This is a genomic window from Asaia spathodeae NBRC 105894, assembly GCF_025994195.1.
In the GTDB taxonomy this organism is placed as follows: domain Bacteria; phylum Pseudomonadota; class Alphaproteobacteria; order Acetobacterales; family Acetobacteraceae; genus Asaia; species Asaia siamensis.
In genome coordinates this window covers 1-1,312 of sequence record NZ_BAPY01000024.1, presented here as the reverse complement: position 1 = coordinate 1,312, position 1,312 = coordinate 1, and the positions used below count along the sequence as shown (strand labels likewise).

Sequence of the window (1,312 nt, the reverse complement as noted above, 5' to 3'; positions counted from 1 at the left end):
AGAGGTGGACCCCATTTTTTAGACAGGGGCGTAAGCTATAGACCGGCCTGAGAGAGGACGGATTTATGGGCAAGGTTACGCGCAAGAGGTATTCGGGCGAGTTCAAGTCGCGTGTGGCGCTGGAGGCGATCCGGGGTGAGCAGACACTGGCGGAATTGGCATCAAAGCACGGCGTGCATCAGACGATGATCGCCCAGTGGAAGCGCCAGGCAGTTGAGGGCATGGCGGGCATTTTCTCTGGCAAGGAGACACCGGAGACGGCAGCCAGTCCTGCCGATGTGGAGAAGCTTCACGCCAAGATCGGGCAGTTGCTGGTGGAACGGGATTTTTTGCGGGATGCCTCTGTTCGGTTGGGCGTGCTCAGAGGCGGCAAATGATTGACCTGCAACGGCCTCGGCTTTCTGTGGTGCGGCAGTGCACGCTGCTGCAGCTCAACCGGTCTGGCGTCTACTACCGGCCCGTGCCGGAGAGCGATGCGAACCTCGCGCTAATGCGATTGATCGACGCACAGTTCCTGGAGACGCCCTATTACGGGTCGCGGCAGATGACGTGGCATCTTCGCAGGCTTGGCCACGAAGTCGGGCGCAAACGCGTCCGTCGGCTCATGGCGACGATGGGTTTGCGGGCGATCTGCCAGAAACCACGCACGACCGTGCCGCATCCGGCGCATCGGAAATATCCCTATCTACTGCGGGATCTGGTCATCGATCGTCCCAATCAGGTCTGGTGCTCGGACATCACCTACATCCCGATGCGCAAGGGCTTCCTCTATCTTGTGGCGATCATGGACTGGTCGACGCGCAAGGTCCTGTCCTGGCGCCTGTCGAACACGATGGATGCCGAGTTCTGCATTGAGGCGCTGCAGGAAGCCCTGATCCGCTATGGCGTGCCGGAGATCTTCAACACGGATCAGGGGTCACAATTCACGACGCCCCGGTTCACGGAAGTGCTGGAAGCACGCGAGATCCGCATCAGCATGGACGGGCGGGGACGCTGGCTCGACAACGTCTTTATCGAGCGGCTGTGGCGGTCCCTGAAATACGAGTGCGTCTATCTGCACGCTTTTGAGACCGGATCGGAACTGCGGGCGGGGCTGGCCGCATGGATCGCGCATTACAACGGGCAGCGGCCCCACTCGGCTTTGGGTGGACGCACGCCAGGTGAGGCGTATTATGACGCGCCGACGCCACTGGGTCCGGGGTTAACCCCGGACCCAGTGGCCAACAGCAACACCGTCAAACAGGCGGCATGACAACATCCGGCTATAGCTTAGCAGAGCCATAAAACTGTCCGAACAGAGGGGACCACCTCT

The 1,312-nt window shown here is 60.7% G+C and carries 1 protein-coding gene; it reads left to right on the top strand.

From position 1 onward, the window contains the following. Positions 1-65: 65 nt before the first annotated feature. Positions 66-1,252, top strand: a protein-coding gene (locus AA105894_RS09345) for an IS3 family transposase (RefSeq protein ID WP_267311487.1) whose coding sequence is annotated in 2 segments (ribosomal slippage) — positions 66-336 and positions 336-1,252 — 1,188 coding nt in all. Because the reading frame shifts where the segments join, the coding sequence is not laid out codon by codon here. Positions 1,253-1,312 lie beyond the last annotated feature (60 nt).